Below are 21,161 nucleotides of genomic sequence, written 5' to 3'. Positions count from 1 at the left end.
AAACCAAGGGGGGCAGCACCTAGCTGCCCCCTTTCTAGATCAATCTGGATCAGCCTGCTGCGCGCAACGGAACCGGACGCAGCGCGGCATAGCCCTGGCGAATGATCCGCGCCAGGTCTTCGACAAAGCTTGCTCTGACACTGTCAGCCCCATAGAGATTGATATGCTGTATGGGAAGGTCCGGCAGGAGGCCGCCATGGTCAATAGCTTCTTGGTGATCGGGGATGGTTCCTTCCAGCAGAACTCCGACTGCCAGATCGGCGCTGATTGTCGCCTCAACCGTACGATCAGATTCACTGTCCACTGCCATGTCCCACTCCTGGCCCGCCTGATCCAGTTTCGCAGTGGCAACAGGGCGGAAGATACAGGCCCGACAAAACCCCAGCCGCAACGGGCTTTGCCGCCAGGCGGAGCCATTTGGCGCCCCCACCCAGCGCAGTGGCATTTCATGAATAGTTTCCCCCCCCTCACCCGCGCCACTTTCCGTCGTCAGGATGAGATCATAGGTCCCCTTGGCAAAGCCCGCCTTCAGATCCCGGGTATTCGAGGTCACCAGATTGACATTCACCCTTGGAAAGCTGGCATTGAACCGCTGCAAAACCTGCGGGATAACAGGGTAGACCACATCATGGGGCACCCCCAAGACGACTTCGCCTTCAAAAGCTTGATCCGTCAATCGACCGATAACCTCATCATTTAGGGCTACCATGCGCCGGGCATAGCCCAAGAGCTGTTCGCCTGAGGGGGTCAAGGCGATGGTGCGCCCAGAGCGATCCAGCAGTGCCAGCCCTAGCAGCTCTTCCAACCGTTTCAGCTGCATGGAAACCGCAGACTGGGTCAAATGCAAAAATCCAGCCGCGCGGGTGACGCCGCCATAGTCCGCCACCGCAACAAAAGACCGCAGCGTGGTGATATCCAAATTACGTGCCATCACAACCTCTGATGTGTTTCATCAATAACATTCGTTTTTAAAATAGATCATAAGCCTGCATATACATCAATAGAAATGATGCAGACGCGAAGACACATCAAATTATAACGAAAGGACAACGAACATGACCTATAGTGCGAACACCTGTCACTCTGCCACTCCAATCCGCAGCATCAAGCCCCGTGCGCGGTTTAGCCTGCTGTCCTTTGTGACAAACCGCCTGGACTTGCTGAACCAGCGACGCCAACTGAGCACCTTGGATGCCCGCACGCTGGAAGATATCGGTATCAGCCGTCGCGACGCGTTGAAAGAGGCAGGCCGTCCGATCTGGGACGCACCAGAAAGCTGGAAAAACTAAAAGTTGCACGTCAAGATCCGACGTGCAGCGACCAGGAAACTGTACCGACCCCAGATCAATCCATTTCAATTTGGCCAAAACTGGACACCACGAAAAAGACCTGCCTCGATATAAGGCAGGTCTTTTTACGTTTTTAACGGGATTTTCGGCATAGAGACTTGAACGCTTGTCCAAGAAAACCGATATTTAGCGGGAACGCCACTTGGCGCGCTGTGATGCGCGCTAAGGTCGGCGAGGGAGTTTTTGGAACGGAGACCATGATACATGGCACAGTTTGATACAATGAGATCTGCAGCAGGCGCTCGCTCTGTTGAGATAGACGCGGGGCTGCGCGCCCATATGAACAAAGTCTACGGCACTATGTCCGCAGGCCTGTTCATCACCTTTCTGGCGGCTTGGGCCCTGTCCAATCTGGCGGTGACATCTGATCCGGCAAGCGCGACCGCCATGATCGGCGAAGGCAAATACCTGACCAGCTTTGGCAATGCGATTTACCTGTCGCCGCTGAAATGGGTCATCATGCTAGCCCCACTTGCCTTTATCTTTGGGTTTGGTGCCGCGGCCAACCGCATGTCCGCCGCTGGTGTGCAGTTGCTGTTTTATGTATTCGCCGCCGTTATGGGCCTCTCGCTCAGCTCGATCTTTCTGGTCTTCACTGGCCAGTCGATCATTCAGGTCTTCCTGATCACTGCGATCTCTTTTGCGGGTCTGTCCCTGGTTGGTTACACCACCAAGAAAGACCTCTCTGCAATGGGTGCCTTCCTGATTATGGGCCTCATCGGCCTGATCGTGGCCTCCATCGTGAACATGTTCATGCAGTCCGGTGCCATGGCCTTTGCGATCTCGGTCATTGGTGTGCTGATCTTCGCCGGCCTAACCGCCTATGACACGCAGAAGATCAAGACCACTTACCTTGAGATGGCCCATTCCGGCGACCAGGAATGGCTGGGCAAAGCCGCGATCATGGGTGCGTTGAGCCTCTATTTGGACTTCATCAACCTCTTTGTCATGCTGCTCCAGCTGCTTGGAAATCGCGAATAAGCGACACAGAAAATTCCAAGACCTACAGCGAGGGGCGGATCACAGCGATCCGCCCCTTCTTCGTTTTAATACCAACTTTTCAAGATACCGATTCCGAGGGAAGACAATGAAAATTCTGAACCTACCGGCTAGCGAAGCCGGTCGCCTCATTCCGCTTTTACAGGACTTGCACAGCCTCCATGTTGCACATCAACCCGCCCGCTACCCTGCAGACCCGTCAGAGGCAGAACTGCAGCATTGGTTACACGACTGGCTGGCGCAAGACAGCGTCACCGCGCTCGTCGCTGAGAGCCCAAAGGGAGGCCTGCTGGGCTATGTCATCTTTGAGGTTGAGCACCGCCCGCCGCTGCCGATCCGGTTCTCTGAGACCCGCGTGATGGTGCATCACATTATCACCGCCAAGGCCTTTCGCCGCATGGGCGTTGGCCTGGCCTTGTTGAACGCGGTCAAACACCAGGCAAAGTCCCTGGATATCAACACCATCAGCACCACTTATGCGCCGTTCAACACTGCCTCAGCGGCGCTTTTTCAGAGTTTTGGACTGCAACCTGTCATGGTTGCAGCAGAATGGCGTGCATAGGGGGGTTAATTCCGCAGTTGTCGCTTGTGCAGAGCTTTTAGCCACGGCAGCATGCAGCGCAAGACAGTCGGTTTTGAGAAGATTCTGCTGCATGCCTGTGACAACCTAGTCGAGTGTTTTCCCTGCACAGCAAGAGACACAGAGGAATTACTAGATGAAGAACCCCTATGAGAGTCTGGGAGAAAAGTCTTTTTGGAAAACCGCAGTTGCCAACAAAAGCATGTACGATATTTCTGAACTCTGGGACCCCAAATTCAAAATTGGAAAAGAGCAAAAAGTTGTAACCTTTGGATCCTGCTTCGCGCAACACATTGGCAAAGCCCTAAAGAAACGCGATTTTAAATGGTTGAGCACTGAAACCCCTCCGTGGGGTTTGAGCGAGGACTCTGAGAAAGAGTTTAATTACAACATCTTCTCCGCCAGAACTGGGAATATTTATACGACAACGCTGCTCAAGCAGTGGACCGATTGGGCATTGGATGCAAAGCCAGTCCCAGATGAGGTATGGGAGAAAGACGGACGCTTTTTTGATCCGTTCAGACCCACTGTCGAGCCCAATGGCTTTGCCTCAGCGCAGGAGGCACAGCAATCCCTACGCCAGACGATAAGCAGCTTTCGCAGCGCCATCGAAGAGGCCAATTTCTTCGTGTTCACCCTGGGATTGACTGAAAGCTGGGTAAACGTAGAACGAAACTATGAATATCCAATGTGCCCCGGCACTGCTGCCGGAACTTTCGATGAGACGTCCCACAAATTCGTAAACTTAAACTTTCAGCAAATCCTGAATGCCCTGTCCCAATCAATGGAAGCGATGCAGAGCATCAACCCAAAGCTCAAGTTCATCCTCACAGTCTCTCCCGTACCGCTTACCGCAACCAAGTCTGCCCAGCATGTGTTGGTGGCAACAATGGCTTCCAAATCCATTCTAAGAGCGGTCGCAGATCAGCTGGCGAAGAACCGAAGCTACGTCGATTACTTCCCATCCTATGAAATCATCAATAGCCCCGTTTATCGCGGGTCCTTTTTTGAACCCAACCAGCGCAGTGTGAACCCGCATGGTGTGGGCCTCGTCATGGACATGTTTTTCAAATGCCTGGTAGAAAAATTCGGAGACTACTTCGACACCCAAAACCCTGTCGGTTCCTCAGCAAAATCCGCTGAGGATGAGGTCTGCGAAGAACAATTACTTGAGGCATTTGGAAAGTGAAAGTTCTGGTTCTAGGAAATAGCCACGTTGCTTGTCTGCGAATAGCAAATCAAAACAGGTATCAGGGAAAGACCCACTATGAGTTCATCGCTCGCGGCCAAGGCCGGGGCGGCCTGAAGGGTGTCGACATTCGGGATGGTAAACTCTTCCATGCCAGGCCGAAGCAGTTCAATGGGTGGTACGCTGACGAATTGTCGACATTTGACGCCTTTGTATTCACCGGAAGCGCAACGCCCCAACAACCCGATCAGGCCTATTCTTCAGCTTTGCTTCGCACCTGGAAGACCGATCTGCTTACCCGGCATGATGCCCTGAGGCTTTCTAGTGAACTCGTCCGGCAACTCAACAAGCCCTGTATCATTCTGCCTCGACCTTTTCCAAAGGCAGGCCAGGCCGAAGCCATGAGCTATTCAACGCATAAAGCGGATACCCAGTGGGCGAACGACTGGATCGGGGAGGGCATCACCTATGCTAGGCTGCCAGAAGAGACCGTGGTCGACAGAAAAGCACAAACGGATCCTAAGTACCTTTTGGAAGATGGCAGCCATGGAAATGAATTATTTGGGGCGACATGCCTCAACGAGGTAGACAAAATCCTCAAGGACCCGTAGGCGGCCACCCGCGCCAGAAACCGACTTGGGCGTTAGGGATTGCTTTAGCTACAGGACAGGCCGGTTGCTAGCGCCAAAGTTCCACCTCTGCTGCCAACCACCTGCACCTGCCCGACCGGGCGGCAGCCCGATTCCACTGCGACCAGGCTACGAAACGCATTGGGCTCCAGATCCGGTAAGATGGTAATAACACTGCGCTTTGGAACGGTGAGAACCGCCAAGCCCATGCGCTCCGCCCGCATCAAAGACAACGACAAAGAGCGTCCCAACACCTGCACAACCCGCTTTTGGCTGCCGGGCTCTATCTGGGTACTCTCCAAAAGAGTCTGCGGTGCATGGGCGACAGTGGAACCCTGAGGCTCCCCCTCCTCTAACGGCGCAGAGACGACTTGGCTTGGCAAAGGCACCGATTTTGCCGAAACTGGTACAGACCCCGGACCAGCCGCAAAAATTATTACGGCGCTAAACATCATACTCTTAATCATAACAACACCCAATTCTCACCAATCCACGGCAAGGAGATAAACGGAGAATGGGGCGAAATATGGTCTTACGATTTTGATAATATTTTGCTTTTTCAGCTCATTAAAATCGAGTTTTAACGGCCCAGCAAAGGCAAACAAACGCCGGAGCAAACGAACATCAGCCCTTCAGGTCCAGAAACGGATCAATACTTGACGGCGAGATCGCGTCCAAACCCAAAAACGCAAAAGGGCCACGCCCTGCGTGACCCTTGAAACCGTTCTAAGAACAAGGAAGGTTTACTTGATTTTGCCTTCTTTGTACTCGACGTGCTTACGCACAACCGGGTCATACTTACGGATAACCATTTTCTCGGTCATGGTGCGTGCATTCTTTTTGGTCACGTAGAAGTGGCCGGTGCCCGCGGTCGAGTTCAGGCGGATCTTGATTGTGGTGGGCTTCGCCATTTTGCTTCTCCTGCGTCCGAAAAGGCAGGGGCCTCTCGGTAAATTCCTATACGAGCGTGGCTTGTACCCTGCCCAGCTCCCAAGTCAATAGGATTCCGGCAGCTTTACCTTGGTATTTTAACTTCCTGCCCTGCTTTCGGCCTTCTGGCCGCCTCAGGACCTGAGATACGGCAGGCCTGAGCCAGGCTCTTAACCCAGGAAACTCCTTACAGGGACATGCGCAGAAGGCCTGTAAGCCGGATTTTGTCCCAGAGCTTTCGCTCCTTAGACGACCATTCCTCTGCGGTACATATTGCTATGCACCTCTAGCTGCCAACCCGGTCCCTCTCGGCTAAAGCAAGCCTAGTGGCGAGATCGGCCAACGCCGCTCTCTCCCACACGGGGACCCTATTTGGCATTGCTCCCGGTGGGGCTTGCCTTGCCACCCCTGTTGCCAGCGGCGCGGTGGGCTCTTACCCCACCGTTTCACCCTTACCAAACCGGATACGGTTGCCCGAAGGCCCCCGCGGCATGGCGGTTTGTTTCTGTGGCGCTATCCGTCGAGTTACCCCGCCCGGGCGTTACCCGGCACCGTTGCTTTAGGGAGTCCGGACTTTCCTCGCAAGGGGCAAGCCCTTAGCGCGGTCGTCCAGCCTTCTGCGCCCTGCCCGACTAATGCTCCTGGCAACCCGCGTCAAGGTAGAAGCAACTTGGGGCACTACTCCCCCTGCCCTTCGGCCAATCCACTCCGGAAAACTCACAGCCAGAGGTCAGACTGTGCCAAAGGGATCAGGTCCTCTGCAACCAAGGGGCCCGCAGCCCAGGGACGATATCTCAGCCGAACGGCAGCCAACAAGGTCGCTGTATCGACAGCTGCCGTGTACCCCAGATCCCGCGCATAGCGGCAAAACAGATCTTCAAGCTCGGCATCAGATTCCTGCAGAGACGAACCAGAGACCGCAGGAACTGCCCGCGCCAAACCAAGCCCTGCGAGCCGCGCCCAATCAAAACGGGGGCCTGGGTCGCATTTTCTTCCAGGGGCCATGTCTGAATGTCCAATCACCGCCTCAGGTAAAATCGACCAGCGCCTCAAGATTTGGGCAAGCAGCACCTCCAGTACCGCCATTTGTGGTTCGCTGAAAGGATGCCCACCGGTATTGTCCAGCTCGATCCCAATTGAACGTGAATTGATGTCCCCCTGCCCGCGCCATTCCCCGGCACCTGCATGCCAGGCACGTTGACTTTCAGGCACCATCTGCCAAAGCCGCCCGTCACGGCCTATCAGGTAATGCGCCGAGACTTCAGCGGCAGGATCGCACAGGCGGGCAAGGGCCGCTTCGGCGCCTTGCATAGCGGTGTAATGCAGCACAACCATACTGGGGCGCAAACCGTCTCGTCGCGCGCTCTGGTTGGGACTCGGGCTCCAGATAGCATCCAGTGGCGCGTCAGTATCAGGCCTGCCGCCTTTTGTCCCCTGCTGTCCGGCCTGTCCTTGCGACATCAGGAATTGCTGCGCACTGCCAAGCGATAGGGGCTAGGATCCCAACCGCAAGCATAGCCGTCCCCATCTGGGTCCAGCGCCTGTCGATCGCGTTGAGGTCCACCAGCTGCCAAAAAAGCAATCTGAGCCTGCTCGGACGATTGGAACCCAGCGCAATTGCGCGCTGAACGGGAGCGGAGATTGATCCCGGCACGGCTATGGATCTTGGTGCCAACCGGATGCGAGGTGCTCAGGGCATATTGGACGATATTGGGGTCACGGCTGCTGGTTTGGCTTGGCAAGGCGGTGGGAGCAACCTGTTGATACTGCGAGCGTTGATTGGCCAGACGCTGAGCATCGCTTTCGATGGTTTGGCGTGCGGCCACAGCATCGAAATTATTTTCATCCGAAATGCCGGGATTACCAATCAGAGCCGGAGCCGGGTTTGAAGGGCTGGCCTCAACCGGGGTCTGGCCAGAGTTGGCCCCTGCGGCCCGAAGGGCGGCCTGGGTCTCAGCCGCGATATCCTCAGATGTCCTGGCCGTGCCGTAGCTCGAAGCTGTACTGCTGCTCCCCGCACTGCGGGGCGCCTGAGGCAAGGGATCATTTGTCAAAGGCAGGTTTTCGCTGGAGATCCGAGAGGGGGGGACCAGCGGGTCCCCCGTGATAGTGGTCCCCACCGCGGGTGGTGCGGCAAAGGGGTCGCCATCCAGGCCGACCCCGGCTGCACTATCTGGTACCGGAGGGCTACATGCTGCAAGGGAAAGAACACTGCCGATGGCAGCAAGTGTAACTACGACACGCATGAGAACTACCTGTTTATCTGCTCTTCTTTGAAAAGATCCTTACCACCATTTGCCAGGCTTTGCCACAAATCCTGTGGATTGCTCCAGGGCATAGGCGGTATTAAGCAGATCCCCTTCTTCCCAGGGGCGACCAATCAGCTGCAGTCCAAGCGGCAATCCCTGGCTGTCGACACCGGCAGGCAAGGCAATCCCTGGCAGCCCTGCCAGGTTCACCGTGACGGTAAAGACGTCCAAGAGATACATTGCAACCGGATCCGCATCCGACATCTCGCCCAGACCGAAGGCCGCCGAGGGCGTCGCAGGAGTGAGGATAGCATCAATCCCCGCAGCAAAGACGTTTTCAAAGTCCTGTTTGATCAGGCTACGCACCCGGCGGGCCCGGTTGTAATATGCATCGTAAAAGCCAGCAGACAGGACATAGGTGCCAACCATGACACGGCGCTTGACCTCATCGCCAAAGCCCTGCGCACGGGTCTTTTCATACATCTCTGTGATGCCATCTCCTGCTTCCAGCGTGGCGCGGTTGCCGTAGCGCACACCATCATAGCGCGCCAAGTTCGAGGAGGCCTCGGCTGGCGCAATCACATAGTAGGCCGGCAGAGCGTATTTGGTATGTGGCAGTGAGATGTCAACGATCTGAGCACCCGCAGCTTTCAGCATCGCGGTGCCTTCAGACCAAAGCTTTTCGATCTCGGCGGGCATTCCCTCCATATGGTATTCCTTGGGGATACCAATCTTTTTGCCGCGAATATCGCCGGTCAACATGGCCTCAAAATTTGGCACCGCCAGATCGGCGCTGGTGCTGTCCTTGGGGTCATGGCCCGACATGGCCTCCAGCATGATGGCAGCATCACGCACCGATTTGGTCATCGGCCCAGCCTGATCCAGCGAGGAGGCAAAGGCAACAACGCCCCAGCGCGAGCAGCGTCCATAGGTAGGTTTGATGCCAACGGTGCCAGTAAAGGCAGCAGGCTGGCGGATCGAGCCACCAGTATCTGTACCGGTTGCTGCGAGACAAAGGTCAGCGGCCACGGCGGCGGCGGAACCACCGGAAGAGCCACCTGGCGTCAGCGCAGCATCATCATTGCCACGGCGCCAAGGACTGACCGCATTGCCATATGTCGAGGTCTCGTTTGACGAGCCCATGGCAAATTCATCCATGTTCAGCTTGCCCAGCATCACCGCGCCATTATCGGCCAGCTGCTGCGAAACTGTGGATTCATACTCAGGTACAAAACCCTCGAGAATCTTGGAAGCCGCCTGACTGGCCACCCCCTTGGTACAGAAAAGATCCTTGATCCCAATGGGCAGCCCACACATGGCTGGGGCATCGCCCTGCTTTAGCCGCGCATCTGCTGCGGCTGCGCGTTCCAGCGCGATTTCCGGCGTTTTATGCACAAAGGCATTGAGCACATCAGCCTTGTCGATGGCGCTTAGGCAGGCCTCGGTCAGCTCAACGGAGGTTGTGTCCCCCTTGCGGAGCGCATCACGGGCCTCTGCCAGGCCCAGTTTATTCAGATCGCTCATCTCTTACTCCATCACTTTGGGGACGGCAAAAAAGCCTTCGCGGGCGTCAGGGGCATTGGACAGGACCTTATCCGCCTGATTGCCATCCGTGACCACATCGTCGCGCCGTTTGAGCCGCTGCGGGGTGACCGAAGTCATGGGATCGACCCCTTCGACATCCACTTCATTCAGCTGCTCGATGAAGTCCAGGATGGTGTTGAATTCGGCGGCCAGGCCTGGCAGCGCCTCGTCTTCAACCTTGATCCGGGCCAGTTTGGCCACTTTGGAGGCGGTATTTTGGTCAATCGACATGGAAACCCTCATCTCGTGTTCAATCTGGCATTTACCGGGGTGGCGGCCTAGCTGCAAGCCTGTGGCGGGTGTTTCTGCCGGATTTGCCCAAGCGGTTGGGTGTTTCAAATACAGGGAAGGCAGACCACCCAGCATTTCAGCCGCAGCCAAACCCGAACAAATTGATGTTGTAACCTGTCAAATCGCAGCGGCGCTGATAGGCTGCGCCAGAACTGAGAATTGCAATAAAGGGAGTGAAGATTATGAAAATCATCTGGTTGGGTCATGGCAGCTTTCGTATTGAGACGGAGAACAAGGTGCTGCTGGTAGACCCCTGGCTTACGGGCAATCCGACCCTGAGTGAGGATCAACACGAAGCAGCCCTTGAGGGCGCGACCCATATTATCCTGACCCATACTCATTTTGACCATGTTGTTGATGTGTTGCCGCTGGCCAAAGCCCGCAATATTCCCGTGGTTGGTCAATATGATCTGATGGGCTACTGGGGCGAGAGCGAAGAGATCAGCACAATCGGGTTCAACAAGGGCGGAACGGTTGATCTGGGTGGGCCAAGGCTCGCCATGGTGCCCGCGTCACATAGCTCGACCTTCACGACTGAGGACGGGCTGCGCGCCAGCGGATCGGAGGTGGGCTATATGCTGATGAGTGAAGGCAAGACGGTCTATATTTCCGGCGATACTGGTATGATGGCGGATATGGACTGGATGGGCGACTATTTTCAGCCCCAGGTTGGCATCATCAGCGCTGGGGGGCACTTCACCATGGATATGAAGCAAACCGCCTATGCGGCCAAGCGCTACTTCAACTTCAAGGCCCTAATCCCCTGCCACTACAAGTCTTTTCCAATCCTTGAACAAACGGCCGAGTATTTGATCAAGGCGCTGCCAGATGTTGAGGTGATTGAACCACAGGTTATGCAGGCCATCGAGATCTGGAACTGATGCGATCTGACACAGGTCACCCCCGGAGCAACACCGGCGGAATAAGGCAGGCGGAACAAGGCATGTGAAACAAGGCAGGGCGGGGCTCCCGCCCGTCGCTGGATCTGCGTTGCAGAGCCGCTCCCGTTGGGCGTCGCGCCGGGCCTTTGGCCCGGCGCAGTGGCGTCAAGCCTCTGACCTTGACGACGGAACCTTAAACTGGGAGCGCGCGGTTTCAGCCCGCTCTCGGCAGAAACATCCAACCGCATGGTCATTGATCAATCCCATTGCCTGCATAAAAGCAAAGACTGTGGTGGGGCCGACAAATTTCCATCCGCGCTTCTTCAAAGCCTTGGAGAGCGCCACGGATTCGGCACTGGTGGTCTGGCTCTGCGGGACAGGCCGCGTGCTCGGGTCCGGCTCATAGCTCCAGAAAAACGCGGCCAGTGAACCAAATTCTGCGACCATTTACTGTGCGCGGCGCGCATTATTGATGGTAGCTTCGATCTTACCACGATGGCGAATGATGCCCTCGTCCTGCAATAGGCGGGCCACATCGGCCTCGCCAAATTCCGCAACCCGGTTCCAATCAAACCCACAAAATGCGGTCCGAAAGTTCTCACGCTTTACCAAAATTGTACGCCAGCTCAGACCTGACTGAAAACTTTCAAGGCAGACCTTTTCAAAGAGACGCACATCGTCGCCCACAGGATAGCCCCACTCATCGTCATGATAGACGTCAAACTCTGGTGCAGAAGCGCTCCAGGCACAGCGGGGCTGGCCATCCTTACCATTGATCACTTTGCTCACTGCTCGCCTCCTCTTTTACGAAAGTGCCCTTCTTCTTAGCCTTGGTTGCCCAACTTGCAAAGCAGCGCTGACTGAACTCAGGCGGCCCCTCCCCCCCCAGATACGATCCACAACATGTAAAAAGAGCACTTTGAAAACCCAAAAGAAACTAGCGGAGATGAGAGAAAAACGCCCGCAGCAGCTCGGCCGCTTCCACCTCCCCGATCCCCTCATAGATCTCTGGCGTGTGATGCGCCTGGGGATGCGAAAAAACGCAGGCACCGTGGGCGACCCCGCCAGATTTGGGATCAGAAGCACCGTAGTAGACACGGCGAAGCCGAGCCGCGGCGATCGCCGCGGCACACATGGCACAGGGCTCAAGCGTCACATAGAGATCAAACCCCTGCAAACGCTCAGTCTTTCCCGCTGCACAGGCCTCGCGAAGGACCAAAATTTCGGCATGAGCCGTGGGATCGGAGAGCTCACGAGTGCGATTGCCCGCCTGTGCCGCTATACGCCCATCGGGTGCAACCAGAACCGCGCCCACCGGCACCTCGCCCCGCTGCGCCGCCGCACGGGCCTGTTCCAGGGCAGCATCCATATGTGATTTGAACATAGCGGCTTTGTCCTCCTAGGCCTTTCCTGCCCCGCAATGGGAGCTTTCGCAAGCCACAGGAATGCTCTATGTCCCAGATCTATGAGCAAAGCACCCGGATCCCCCAAAGGCAAGGCCCCCACCTCGGCCCGTGCCTCCGCCAAATCGGCCGCCAAACCGGCGCCCGACGCACCATCCAAAGGCGACAGCGCCCCCGCAGGGGATCGCATCGCCAAGGTTTTGTCGCGGGCTGGCGTTGCCTCGCGCCGCGAGGCTGAGCGCATGATCGCCGAGGGCCGTGTCAAAGTGAACGGCACCAAAATCGACAGCCCGGCCCTAAACGTGACAGAGCGTGACCGCATCATCGTTGATGGCAAGCCCCTGCCCCAGGCCGAGGCGCCTCGCCTCTGGCTTTACAACAAACCTACCGGGTTGGTGACCAGTAACAGCGACGAAAAAGGTCGGCGCACCATATTTGACGAACTGCCTGAGGACCTGCCCCGGGTAATGACCGTTGGGCGGCTCGACTTGAACTCCGAAGGCCTGCTGCTGCTGACCAATGATGGGGGCATCAAAAGACGCCTTGAGCTGCCCTCCACCGGCTGGCTGCGGCGCTACCGCGTGCGTATCAATGGCCGCCCCAAGGACGAGGATTTCGAGCCATTGCGCAAAGGCATGGTGATTGAAGGCGAACGTTTTCAACCCATGACCGTGGCACTGGATCGTCAACAGGGCGCCAATGCCTGGCTGACCATCGGGCTGCGTGAAGGCAAGAACCGCGAGATCCGCCGTGCGCTCGAAGATATCGGCTTTAACGTCAATCGCCTGCTGCGCCTGTCCTATGGACCGTTCCAGCTGGGTTCGCTAAAGCTCGGCGAAGTGGAGGAGCTGCGCCCGCGCGTTGTGCGGGATCAATTGGGGCTCGAGGCTGAGGATATGGAAGAAACACCTGCCGCACGCCCAACACGCGGACGTCCGGGGGCGAAACCGGGGCAAAAACCTAGTGGCAAACCCGGTTCCAAAACGGCTCCGAAATCAGGCGGCATGACCTTCGGGAAACCAAAGGGCAAGCCAACGGGCAGACCCGCTGATGAATCAACAGGTCGACCAACTGGAAAATCGTCCGGCAAACCAGGTGGAAAACCTTCCGGCAAGCCCGGCACGAGATCCGCAGGCAGTTTTAACGACAAGCCGGGTGGTTCTGGTGCCGCGTCTCGCAATGGGAAACCCGGACCGCGCGGCGCCAGCTCAAAAGCGCGCCCAATGGGGAAAAATCCTCGCCGCTGAGGAAGTTCCAGAAGACTTCCCCCTAGCAAGTGGCCCTCGCATCCCTTAGCTTCTTAGTAACTTGAGATAGCTTTCCTTTGCGAGGGGACCCCGCGTGCAGAAAATTGCCTTTGTCGCTTTGTTAATCCTGATGTTCGGTCTCAGTACCGGCTGGATCGTGGGAGGCTGAGGACATGGCAAAACAGTTTGGTGGAAAATTCAGCCCGCGTGGCAAATCGGGTGCCTCGGCCTCGGCTTCTCAGCCTGATACCGATACGGGATCAGCCCAGACGCCTCGCGCGCACGCTGCCAGCAGAAATGCAAAGGTTGATCCCGTCGGAGTACGCTCAAATCTGATGTTTGTGCCTGGCGGGCTTTTGCTCTTGCTCTCGGTTACGGATCAGGCCACCGGCATGGCGCTGGGAATGATCGCTGCCGGGATCTGGACGGGGGCTGCCTATCTACTGCGCGAGGGCCTGCGCGCAACCGCCGCCTTTGAGGAGCGCCGCGTCGCGCGCAAACCCGCCCTGCCGCGCAAGATTCTTGCAGCTTTCTTGGTCGGCATTGGTGCGACCCTTGCCACCCTCAAGGCGGAGCCAAATATTTTAACCGCCCTGCTCTATGGGTTTGCCACCTGCGGCTTACACCTTGCGGCCTTTGGTCTCGATCCCTTACAGGACAAGGGCACTGAAGGAATAGACGATTTTCAGCAAAACCGGGTTGCCCGCGCCGTAGAGGAAGCGGAGTTCAGCCTGGACGCCATGACCGATGCGGCCCTGCGCGCGCGCGATCGCGAGGTGGAAGAACGTGTCGAACAGTTTCAAGCTGTCGCCCGTGAATTGTTTCGCACAGTCGAAGAAGACCCGCGCGATCTGACCGCTGCCCGTAAATACCTGACGGTCTATTTGCAGGGAGCAAAGGACGCGACCGTGAAATTTGCAGATATCTATAGCCGCAGTGGTGATGCAACTGCACGGCTGGACTACCTGTCCCTCCTGAGTGACCTGGAGAACAACTTTGCCGCCCGCACCCGCAAACTGCTGATCGAGGATCGCAGTGACCTCACTGTTGAAATCGACGTGCTGCGCGACCGTCTGCAGCGCGAAGGCGTCCACCTGGATCGCAGCTAGCCTATTTGCCCTTTTGCCTCTTTAGCAAGGAACCTTAAATGTCAGAGACCATTCAAAAACAAGCCGCCGAAGCCGAAGCTCAGGTCATGGCAGTTGCCGCAAATACCCTGCCAGAACCTGTCGAAGAAGTTCAGCCGCTGGAGGCCGCCACACCCGAGGTCAGCGCAGAGATCACCACACGTATCGGTGAGATCGACATGGGTGACAGCAATTCGATTATCCGCTTTGGCTCTGGTGCCCAGGCTGAGCTGCAGACCATCAGCCAGGCGATGCTCGCCGATGTGCGCAACAAGGATGTGGGCCCAGCGGGAGATTCGCTGCGTGGCATCGTCACCACCATTCGCGGCTTTTCAGTCTCAGAGCTGGACGTAAGGCGCAAGCCCACTTTCTGGGAGCGCCTGCTGGGGCGCGCGGCCCCTTTTGCCAAATTCACGGCTAGATTTGAAACCATCCAAAGCCAGATCGACAAGATCACCGATGATTTGCTGGGCCATGAGCATACCCTACTGAAAGACATCAAATCGCTTGATTTGCTCTACGAGAAAACTCTGAACTTCTACGACGAACTGGCGCTCTATATTGCGGCAGGTGAGGCCAAGCTGGCCGATCTGGATGCCAATGACATCCCAGCTCTTGACGCGGCTGTTGCCGCTGCGCCTGAGGGGGATCAGGTCATGAAGGCGCAGGAGCTGCGCGATCTGCGCGCGGCGCGCGATGATCTGGAACGCCGAGTGCATGATCTCAAACTCACCCGACAGGTAACCATGCAGTCGCTCCCGTCGATCCGTTTGGTGCAGGAAAATGACAAGAGCCTGGTCACCAAAATCAATTCGACCCTGGTCAATACAGTCCCACTTTGGGAGACCCAACTGGCCCAGGCCGTAACCATTCAACGCTCTGCCGAGGCCGCAAAGGCCGTAAGCTCGGCCAATGACCTCACCAATGAGCTTCTGACCTCGAATGCGGCCAACCTGCGCCAAAGCAATAAAATGATCCGCGAAGAAATGGAGCGCGGCGTGTTTGATATTGAGGCCGTTAAACAGGCCAATGCTGATCTGGTTGGCACGATCCAGGAAAGCCTGCAGATTGCCGATGAGGGCAAGGCACGTCGCGCTGCTGCCGAGGAAGAGCTGAAGAAGATGGAAGCCGAATTGCGCGACACCTTGGCCGCAGCAAAGGCGCGCAAAGATGGCGTTGGCGACAATGCCGGCACCGCAGTTCCCGGCTGAATGATGCAAGGGGCGGCACAGGCAGGATTGCGGGCCATCGCGCCGCTGATGATGGCGGCCCTTGCCGGGGCCGCCCTAACTGGCTGCCTACCGAGTAGCCCCGGCACATCCTTGGTCCCCGAGCAACGTCCCGCGGCGCTCCCTGCCTCTTATCAGCCCCCCTCGGTCGAAAGCGCCGAACTGCGAAACTATTTTCGGGTGCTCCAACAGGATTTGTTGACCCGAGGTCTGTTGCGCACAGACGGTGGGGGGCCGGAAACGCCTTTTGACGCCGATGATCTGGCAGAGCATTTTGAAGAGATCGCCTTTTACAACGAATATGCTGGTCGCAGCGGCAGCGGGCTGACGGGCGGTTTGAGCCGTTGGTCCGGGCCAGTCAAACTGGTCGCGGACTTTGGCCCCTCAGTGCCTCCCTCCCAGCGCCAGCGCGATCTGGATGTGCTAAGCGCCTATGGTTCCCGGCTCTCGCGCGTTACGGGGCATACTATCTCAACCTCCGCCAGACAGGGCAACTTTCATGTGATCTTTGCTGGCGCAGATGACCGCGCCTATGTGGCGGAAAAAGTACGCGATCTCTTACCAAACCTCAGCGATAATGACCTGCAGCTCTTCGTCAACCTGCCACGCAGCCATTATTGTTTTGTACTGGCAGGCGGTCCGCCAGATGCTCCATTTGACTATATACGCGGCGTGGCTCTTATTCGGGCAGAACATCCCGATCTGGTGCGTGACAGCTGCATCCACGAAGAAGTAGCCCAGGGGCTTGGCCTGCTGAATGACAGCCCAAAGGTGCGCCCTTCGATCTTTAACGACGATGACGAATTTGCCTATCTGACCAGCCACGACGAGTTACTCCTGAAGATGCTCTATGATCCCAGGCTGCGCACCGGCATGGGGATAGAGGAAGCAAGGCCCCTCATTCGCATCATCGCACGCGACGTGATGGGGCAGCAGCTTTAGACGCGCACCCGCTTTAACTTTCCGATTTAGACGACAAGAGAAAAGGACCAGAAACATGGGAATATTTGACTTTCTCAAAGGCGAATTCATCGATGTCATTCACTGGACCGATGACAGCCGCGATACCATGGTCTGGCGGTTTGAACGCGAGGCCCATGAGATCAAATACGGCGCCAAACTGACGGTGCGCGAAGGTCAGGCTGCAGTTTTTGTACATGAGGGCCAACTGGCGGATGTCTTCACGCCTGGGCTCTATATGCTTGAAACCAACAACATGCCGGTAATGACAACCCTGCAACATTGGGATCATGGTTTTCAGTCTCCCTTCAAGTCTGAAATCTATTTTGTCGACACTACCCGATTTGCCAACCTAAAATGGGGGACCAAAAACCCAATCATCTGCCGGGATCCTGAATTTGGCCCTGTGCGCCTGCGGGCCTTTGGCCGCTATACGATCAGGGTTGTGGATCCCGCGCGTTTCCTTACCGAAATCGTCGGAACCGATGGTGAATTCACCATGGATGAGATTTCTTTTCAGATCCGCAATATCATCGTGCAGGAATTCTCCCGCGCGGTGGCAGGATCAGGCATTCCAGTCTTGGATATGGCCGCCAATACCGCAGATCTGGGAAAATTGGTCGCCACCGAGATTGCCCCAACTCTCGCTGAATACGGGCTGTCGATCCCTGAGCTCTATATCGAGAATATTTCGCTGCCCCCGGCTGTAGAGCAGGCCATGGACAAAAGAACCCAGATGGGCATCGTTGGTGATCTGGGACGTTACACCCAATTTGCCGCCGCCGAAGCCATGGGCGCAGCAGCCCAAACCCCCAACAGTGGCATGGGGGCAGGTCTTGGCATGGGGATGGGAATGGCCATGGCCCAGCAGATGGGGCAGCAGATGCAGCCTCAGACAGCAGCACAGAACGCCGGGCCCTGGGGCGCCCGCCCTGTTCCCGAAGCGGCACCGCAAGCGGCACCCGTGGCACCGCCACCTCCACCAGTAGAGCATGTCTGGCACACCGCTGAAAATGGCACCACCTCTGGCCCCTTTTCCAAGGCACGCCTAGGGCGCATGGCACAGGAAGGTAGCCTAAGCCGTGATACCCATGTCTGGACACCTGGCCAAGATGGCTGGATGCGGGCGGGTGACGTCGCTGAACTGGCACAGCTTTTCACCGTGCTGCCACCGCCGCCGCCGCCGGCGCCTTAACGCCCTAGGCCAAAGAGAAAGGGAAGCGTTCATTCAGAATGCTTCCCACGAACGTTGCCTGAATGAGAAGGGCGACCTCCTCAGCCCTGCGCTTTCCACTCCATAAGCGCAGCTGTCAGCTGCTGACTCTTGGCATTATAAATTTCGCTGTCCAGTGCGGCAATTGCCACGGCGGTGTTTCCATCGGCGATTTTCTGGGCGATCATACCCGCATTCTTATGAAAATCGCTGTGCAGGGCCTTGACGGTCTCTAGCCGAGCCCGGCTGCGCTCAGTCGGGGCAACGCCCGCCAACCATTTGCCAAATCGGCATCTGTCATCGCGGCAGATGTCTTGAACGGGCAAATCAGTCTCATTTTTCATCGCGGCAGACCGAAGCCGATGCTTCCAAGCACCATGCGCACGAATTGCCTCTGTGATCTCTTCACGAAAACCGTCGTCGGACATTAACAAAAACTCCAGGTAGTGTTGACGCTCAGATAGTGATGCCAAAACCCTAAAAGACCGTTTTTCTTTAGGACCACAATCGTCAACGCGGAGACCAAAAATTCATAAAATGCGCTGCGATTGCCCCTTCGGTTTTCTCGTGCAGGCACGCCTAAACATAGAGGACATCCTAAGTATGGCCTGCTATAATCCGGCAAACGCTTTAGCTAGATTTCGGAAATTTTGTGACTGATATTCCTCCCCCTGCCCCAGATTCCAGATCTCAGATACCTTTAGATACGCCGCAGGAAACAAACCGGTTCCCCTGCGAGCAATGTGGTGCAGACTACCGTTTTGATCCCGCAGCAGGGAGTCTGACCTGTGGCCATTGCGGTCACAGCCAGATTCTGCGCGACACGTCAGAACATGCCAGCGCCCTGCGGGAATTAGATTTCAAAGCTGCGCTGTCGCATCAGCTGCCTGAGGCAGAGATGGAAGTCACCCGCGTTTCGAGCTGCCCCAACTGTGCGGCACAGGTGGAGTTCTCCAATGAGACCCACGCATTGGAATGCCCATTTTGTGCGACGCCTGTGGTGGTTGACACGGGTGAGAACCGCCACATCAAACCCAAAGGCGTGGTGCCGTTTCAACTGGAAGAGCGCGCGGCCCATGACGCCATGAGCGCCTGGCTCGGCCGCTTGTGGTTTGCCCCCAATGGGCTGCAGGCCTATGCCCGCAAGGGCCGCGCGATGGAAGGAATCTATGTTCCCTTCTGGACCTATGATGCCGACAGCCAGAGCCGCTATTCTGGATCACGGGGCACCACCTATTACGTCACAGAAACCGTAATGGTTGACGGCAAGTCTGAAAACCGTCGGGTCGCCAAGATCCGCTGGACCCCTGTATCGGGGCGGGTACGTCGTTTCTTTGATGATGTTCTGGTGCTGGCCTCCAAGAGCCTTCCCAAGCGTTACACTGATGCGCTGGAACCCTGGGATCTCTCTGCGTTAGCCCCCTATCAGCCCCAATTCCTTGCTGGTTTTCGCGCCGAGGCCTATGCGATTGACCTGGAAGAGGGGTTTCGCGAGGCTCAGGCCCATATGGATCGAGTGATCGAGCGGGACGTGCGCTTTGACATTGGCGGAGACCGCCAACGCATTTCGCAGATCGACACTCAATTGTCGGACATCACCTTTAAGCATGTACTGCTGCCGGTCTGGTTGGCTGCCTACAAATATCGCGGTAAGACCTACCGATTTGTGGTTAACGGCCAAAGCGGGCGTGTCCAAGGGGAGCGGCCTTACTCTGCCTGGAAGATTGCTGCGGCGGTGGGGCTGGGATTGGTGGCCCTGGGGCTTGCGGCCTATTTCGGTGGCCAGAGCTAAACGTGTTTTCAAGTGCCTCTCCGTCACTCTTTGCGTTTCAGATCGACTGGCTGCGCAGAAGGCCCATTCACAGGCTAAGGTTCCGAGGATGCAGATCTGTAGCCAAATTGCGCGCCTCCGGCTCACCGACCTGATTTTGTTCATAGGATTCACCGATATGACCGACCCCCAGACCCCATCCCTGGCTGAACTGCACTCTCTGTTCACTGCGCGTCATAGCTGTCGTGCCTTCTTGCCTGACAGGCTGCCAAATGAGGTCATCGAAGAAATACTAACCTGCGCACAAAAAGTGCCTTCGTGGTGCAATGCCCAGCCCTGGAAGCTTACGATCACCAGCGGCGATGAAACCGATCGCCTGCGGCACGCGCTGGAGGCCGCGGCAGCAAGTGGGGGGCATAGCCCTGACCTTGCTTTTCCAACCTCTTACGAGAACGAGTACCAAACTCGCCGCCGCAAATGCGGTTGGGCGCTCTATCAGGCAGTGGGCGTACAAAAGGGCGATCGCGCTGCATCAGAGCGTCAGATGATGGAAAATTTCTCTCTCTTTGGCGCGCCCCATTGTGCAATCTTGTCTACACCTGTGGAACTTGGCGGCTATGGGGCCATGGACTGTGGTGGATTTGTGGCCGGCTTTACCCTTGCGGCCCAAGCCGCTGGAGTTGCAACCATCCCGCAGGCTGCTGTCGCCTCCTATGCGCCCTTGCTGCACGAGATGCTGGAAATCCCGTTAGATCGTCAGATCCTCTGCGCCATTTCCTTTGGTTACGGCGATCCTGACCACCCCGCCAATAAATTTCGCACCAGCCGTGCTCCATTGCCGGAGTTTACCGAATTTCGCGGCTAGTGCTGGCGCCCCAACAATACGAACCCCATTTTTTCGAGAGGCACTCCTCATGCGCGCGGTTATTCAACGAGTTACCGAAGCTTCGGTCACTGTCGACCAACAGGTCATCGGTGAGATCAAAGCCGGCCTGCTGGTGTTGATCTGCGCCATGCAGGGAGATGACCAAACGCAGGCCGACTATCTGGTAAAGAAAATCGCTAAACTGCGCATTTTCAAAGATGAGGCAGGCAAAATGAACCGCTCGGTCAGCGACACCTCTGGCGCGGTCCTGGTAATTAGCCAATTCACCCTGGCCGCTGACACCCATCGTGGCAATCGCCCAGGGTTCTCAACCGCCGCCCCTCCAGCCCAGGGGGAGGCGCTTTATACTTACTTTGCGGATCAGTTAGAGGCTCAGGGCCTTGTGGTGCAACGGGGATCCTTTGGCGCCGATATGCAGGTCAGGTTGCTGAATGACGGGCCGGTCACCATCTGGATGGACAGCGCTGAGCGCTGACCCTGCCACCTGCGCCTAATCTGCTGTCTTTCTCTACCCGCCAGGGCCTACCCTCTGATGCCATTCTGGCTCTTGTTGGCCCCTGGATCATATCCAGCCCCTGCTGGAGTTCACACTGCAAATTGCCAAGACAAACCTTGATGTCGCAAACGGCCGACTCTCCCCCGAA

Annotated in this window: 23 protein-coding genes, 1 other RNA gene and 1 pseudogene; 14 read left to right on the top strand and 11 right to left on the bottom strand. The window is 56.8% G+C overall.

Going from position 1 to position 21,161, the window contains the following annotated elements:
* Positions 1 to 49 precede the first annotated feature (49 nt).
* Positions 50 to 931 carry a LysR family transcriptional regulator gene (locus MED193_RS20970; RefSeq protein ID WP_009811786.1) on the bottom strand — a complete coding sequence of 294 codons (882 nt, stop codon included), beginning with the start codon at positions 929 to 931 and terminating at the stop codon, positions 50 to 52.
* Positions 932 to 1,055: 124 nt separating this feature from the next.
* On the opposite strand from MED193_RS20970, the gene MED193_RS20965 reads away from it, so the two are divergent.
* The 5 genes from MED193_RS20965 to MED193_RS20945 all read left to right on the top strand — a co-directional run bounded on the left by MED193_RS20965 (position 1,056) and on the right by MED193_RS20945 (position 4,728).
* Positions 1,056 to 1,289, top strand: coding sequence for a DUF1127 domain-containing protein (locus MED193_RS20965; RefSeq protein ID WP_009811785.1), 234 nt, complete (start codon positions 1,056 to 1,058; stop codon positions 1,287 to 1,289).
* Between the two features lie 264 nt (positions 1,290 to 1,553).
* Positions 1,554 to 2,330: a Bax inhibitor-1/YccA family protein gene (locus MED193_RS20960; RefSeq protein WP_009811784.1), complete on the top strand. Its 777-nt coding sequence runs from the start codon at positions 1,554 to 1,556 to the stop codon at positions 2,328 to 2,330.
* A 106-nt stretch (positions 2,331 to 2,436) separates the two neighbouring features.
* Positions 2,437 to 2,910, top strand: a complete 474-nt coding sequence (locus MED193_RS20955) for a GNAT family N-acetyltransferase (protein WP_009811783.1) — start codon at positions 2,437 to 2,439, stop codon at positions 2,908 to 2,910.
* Positions 2,911 to 3,064: 154 nt separating this feature from the next.
* Positions 3,065 to 4,117, top strand: a complete 1,053-nt coding sequence (locus MED193_RS20950) for a GSCFA domain-containing protein (protein ID WP_009811782.1) — start codon at positions 3,065 to 3,067, stop codon at positions 4,115 to 4,117.
* A complete protein-coding gene (locus tag MED193_RS20945) occupies positions 4,114 to 4,728 on the top strand; it encodes a hypothetical protein (RefSeq protein ID WP_009811781.1) in 615 nt (204 codons plus the stop codon). The genes MED193_RS20950 and MED193_RS20945 overlap by 4 nt, the downstream gene beginning before the upstream one ends.
* 44 nt (positions 4,729 to 4,772) lie before the next feature.
* Here MED193_RS20945 and MED193_RS20940 read toward each other — a convergent pair whose 3' ends face one another.
* From MED193_RS20940 to gatC, 7 genes are all read right to left on the bottom strand, one after another.
* Positions 4,773 to 5,213 carry a hypothetical protein gene (locus MED193_RS20940; RefSeq protein WP_009811780.1) on the bottom strand — a complete coding sequence of 147 codons (441 nt, stop codon included), beginning with the start codon at positions 5,211 to 5,213 and terminating at the stop codon, positions 4,773 to 4,775.
* Positions 5,214 to 5,489: 276 nt separating this feature from the next.
* A complete protein-coding gene (rpmG, locus tag MED193_RS20935) occupies positions 5,490 to 5,657 on the bottom strand; it encodes a 50S ribosomal protein L33 (protein WP_008206879.1) in 168 nt (55 codons plus the stop codon).
* A gap of 216 nt (positions 5,658 to 5,873) precedes the next feature.
* Positions 5,874 to 6,297, bottom strand: an RNA gene (rnpB, locus tag MED193_RS22440) — RNase P RNA component class A.
* Between the two features lie 96 nt (positions 6,298 to 6,393).
* Positions 6,394 to 7,137: an N-acetylmuramoyl-L-alanine amidase gene (locus tag MED193_RS20930; RefSeq protein WP_009811779.1), complete on the bottom strand. Its 744-nt coding sequence runs from the start codon at positions 7,135 to 7,137 to the stop codon at positions 6,394 to 6,396.
* Complete coding sequence (locus MED193_RS20925; RefSeq protein WP_009811778.1) at positions 7,137 to 7,922, bottom strand: hypothetical protein; 786 nt, start codon at positions 7,920 to 7,922, stop codon at positions 7,137 to 7,139. Before MED193_RS20925 ends, MED193_RS20930 begins: the two co-directional genes overlap by 1 nt.
* A gap of 39 nt (positions 7,923 to 7,961) precedes the next feature.
* Positions 7,962 to 9,449 (bottom strand): Asp-tRNA(Asn)/Glu-tRNA(Gln) amidotransferase subunit GatA, encoded by a 1,488-nt coding sequence (gene gatA / locus MED193_RS20920; RefSeq protein WP_009811777.1) that lies wholly within the window; start codon positions 9,447 to 9,449, stop codon positions 7,962 to 7,964.
* A 3-nt stretch (positions 9,450 to 9,452) separates the two neighbouring features.
* Entirely contained in the window at positions 9,453 to 9,740 is a 288-nt protein-coding gene (gene gatC, locus MED193_RS20915; RefSeq protein ID WP_039967150.1) for an Asp-tRNA(Asn)/Glu-tRNA(Gln) amidotransferase subunit GatC, read from the bottom strand.
* 242 nt (positions 9,741 to 9,982) lie between these two features.
* On the opposite strand from gatC, the gene MED193_RS20910 reads away from it, so the two are divergent.
* Positions 9,983 to 10,681 carry a metal-dependent hydrolase gene (locus MED193_RS20910; protein WP_009811774.1) on the top strand — a complete coding sequence of 233 codons (699 nt, stop codon included), beginning with the start codon at positions 9,983 to 9,985 and terminating at the stop codon, positions 10,679 to 10,681.
* A 165-nt stretch (positions 10,682 to 10,846) separates the two neighbouring features.
* On the opposite strand, the pseudogene MED193_RS20905 reads toward MED193_RS20910, so the two are convergent.
* Both MED193_RS20905 and MED193_RS20900 read right to left on the bottom strand, forming a co-directional pair.
* A pseudogene (locus MED193_RS20905) lies at positions 10,847 to 11,470 on the bottom strand (DNA-3-methyladenine glycosylase I).
* Positions 11,471 to 11,618: 148 nt separating this feature from the next.
* Positions 11,619 to 12,065 carry a nucleoside deaminase gene (locus MED193_RS20900; protein WP_009811771.1) on the bottom strand — a complete coding sequence of 149 codons (447 nt, stop codon included), beginning with the start codon at positions 12,063 to 12,065 and terminating at the stop codon, positions 11,619 to 11,621.
* Positions 12,066 to 12,146: 81 nt separating this feature from the next.
* Between MED193_RS20900 and MED193_RS20895 the strand changes: the two genes are divergently transcribed.
* The 5 genes from MED193_RS20895 to MED193_RS20875 all read left to right on the top strand — a co-directional run bounded on the left by MED193_RS20895 (position 12,147) and on the right by MED193_RS20875 (position 17,842).
* On the top strand, positions 12,147 to 13,331 hold the full coding sequence (locus tag MED193_RS20895) for a pseudouridine synthase (RefSeq protein ID WP_009811770.1): 1,185 nt from the start codon (positions 12,147 to 12,149) through the stop codon (positions 13,329 to 13,331).
* Positions 13,332 to 13,504: 173 nt separating this feature from the next.
* Positions 13,505 to 14,440, top strand: coding sequence for a 5-bromo-4-chloroindolyl phosphate hydrolysis family protein (locus tag MED193_RS20890; RefSeq protein WP_009811769.1), 936 nt, complete (start codon positions 13,505 to 13,507; stop codon positions 14,438 to 14,440).
* A 38-nt stretch (positions 14,441 to 14,478) separates the two neighbouring features.
* Positions 14,479 to 15,669 (top strand): toxic anion resistance protein, encoded by a 1,191-nt coding sequence (locus tag MED193_RS20885; protein WP_009811768.1) that lies wholly within the window; start codon positions 14,479 to 14,481, stop codon positions 15,667 to 15,669.
* Between the two features lie 51 nt (positions 15,670 to 15,720).
* Entirely contained in the window at positions 15,721 to 16,629 is a 909-nt protein-coding gene (locus tag MED193_RS20880) for a DUF2927 domain-containing protein (RefSeq protein WP_039967148.1), read from the top strand.
* Positions 16,630 to 16,684: 55 nt separating this feature from the next.
* Positions 16,685 to 17,842 carry an SPFH domain-containing protein gene (locus MED193_RS20875; protein WP_009811766.1) on the top strand — a complete coding sequence of 386 codons (1,158 nt, stop codon included), beginning with the start codon at positions 16,685 to 16,687 and terminating at the stop codon, positions 17,840 to 17,842.
* 80 nt (positions 17,843 to 17,922) lie between these two features.
* Here MED193_RS20875 and MED193_RS20870 read toward each other — a convergent pair whose 3' ends face one another.
* Entirely contained in the window at positions 17,923 to 18,288 is a 366-nt protein-coding gene (locus tag MED193_RS20870) for a CZB domain-containing protein (protein ID WP_009811765.1), read from the bottom strand.
* Between the two features lie 233 nt (positions 18,289 to 18,521).
* Between MED193_RS20870 and MED193_RS20865 the strand changes: the two genes are divergently transcribed.
* From MED193_RS20865 to dtd, 3 genes are all read left to right on the top strand, one after another.
* Entirely contained in the window at positions 18,522 to 19,652 is a 1,131-nt protein-coding gene (locus MED193_RS20865; RefSeq protein WP_254655512.1) for a TFIIB-type zinc finger domain-containing protein, read from the top strand.
* Positions 19,653 to 19,809: 157 nt separating this feature from the next.
* On the top strand, positions 19,810 to 20,496 hold the full coding sequence (locus tag MED193_RS20860) for a nitroreductase (protein ID WP_039967145.1): 687 nt from the start codon (positions 19,810 to 19,812) through the stop codon (positions 20,494 to 20,496).
* 49 nt (positions 20,497 to 20,545) lie between these two features.
* Positions 20,546 to 20,992, top strand: coding sequence for a D-aminoacyl-tRNA deacylase (gene dtd / locus MED193_RS20855; RefSeq protein WP_009811762.1), 447 nt, complete (start codon positions 20,546 to 20,548; stop codon positions 20,990 to 20,992).
* Positions 20,993 to 21,161 lie beyond the last annotated feature (169 nt).

It is taken from the genome of Roseobacter sp. MED193, assembly GCF_000152965.1.
Classification (GTDB): domain Bacteria; phylum Pseudomonadota; class Alphaproteobacteria; order Rhodobacterales; family Rhodobacteraceae; genus Pseudophaeobacter.
This window is presented reverse-complemented; position numbering and strand designations above follow the sequence as displayed.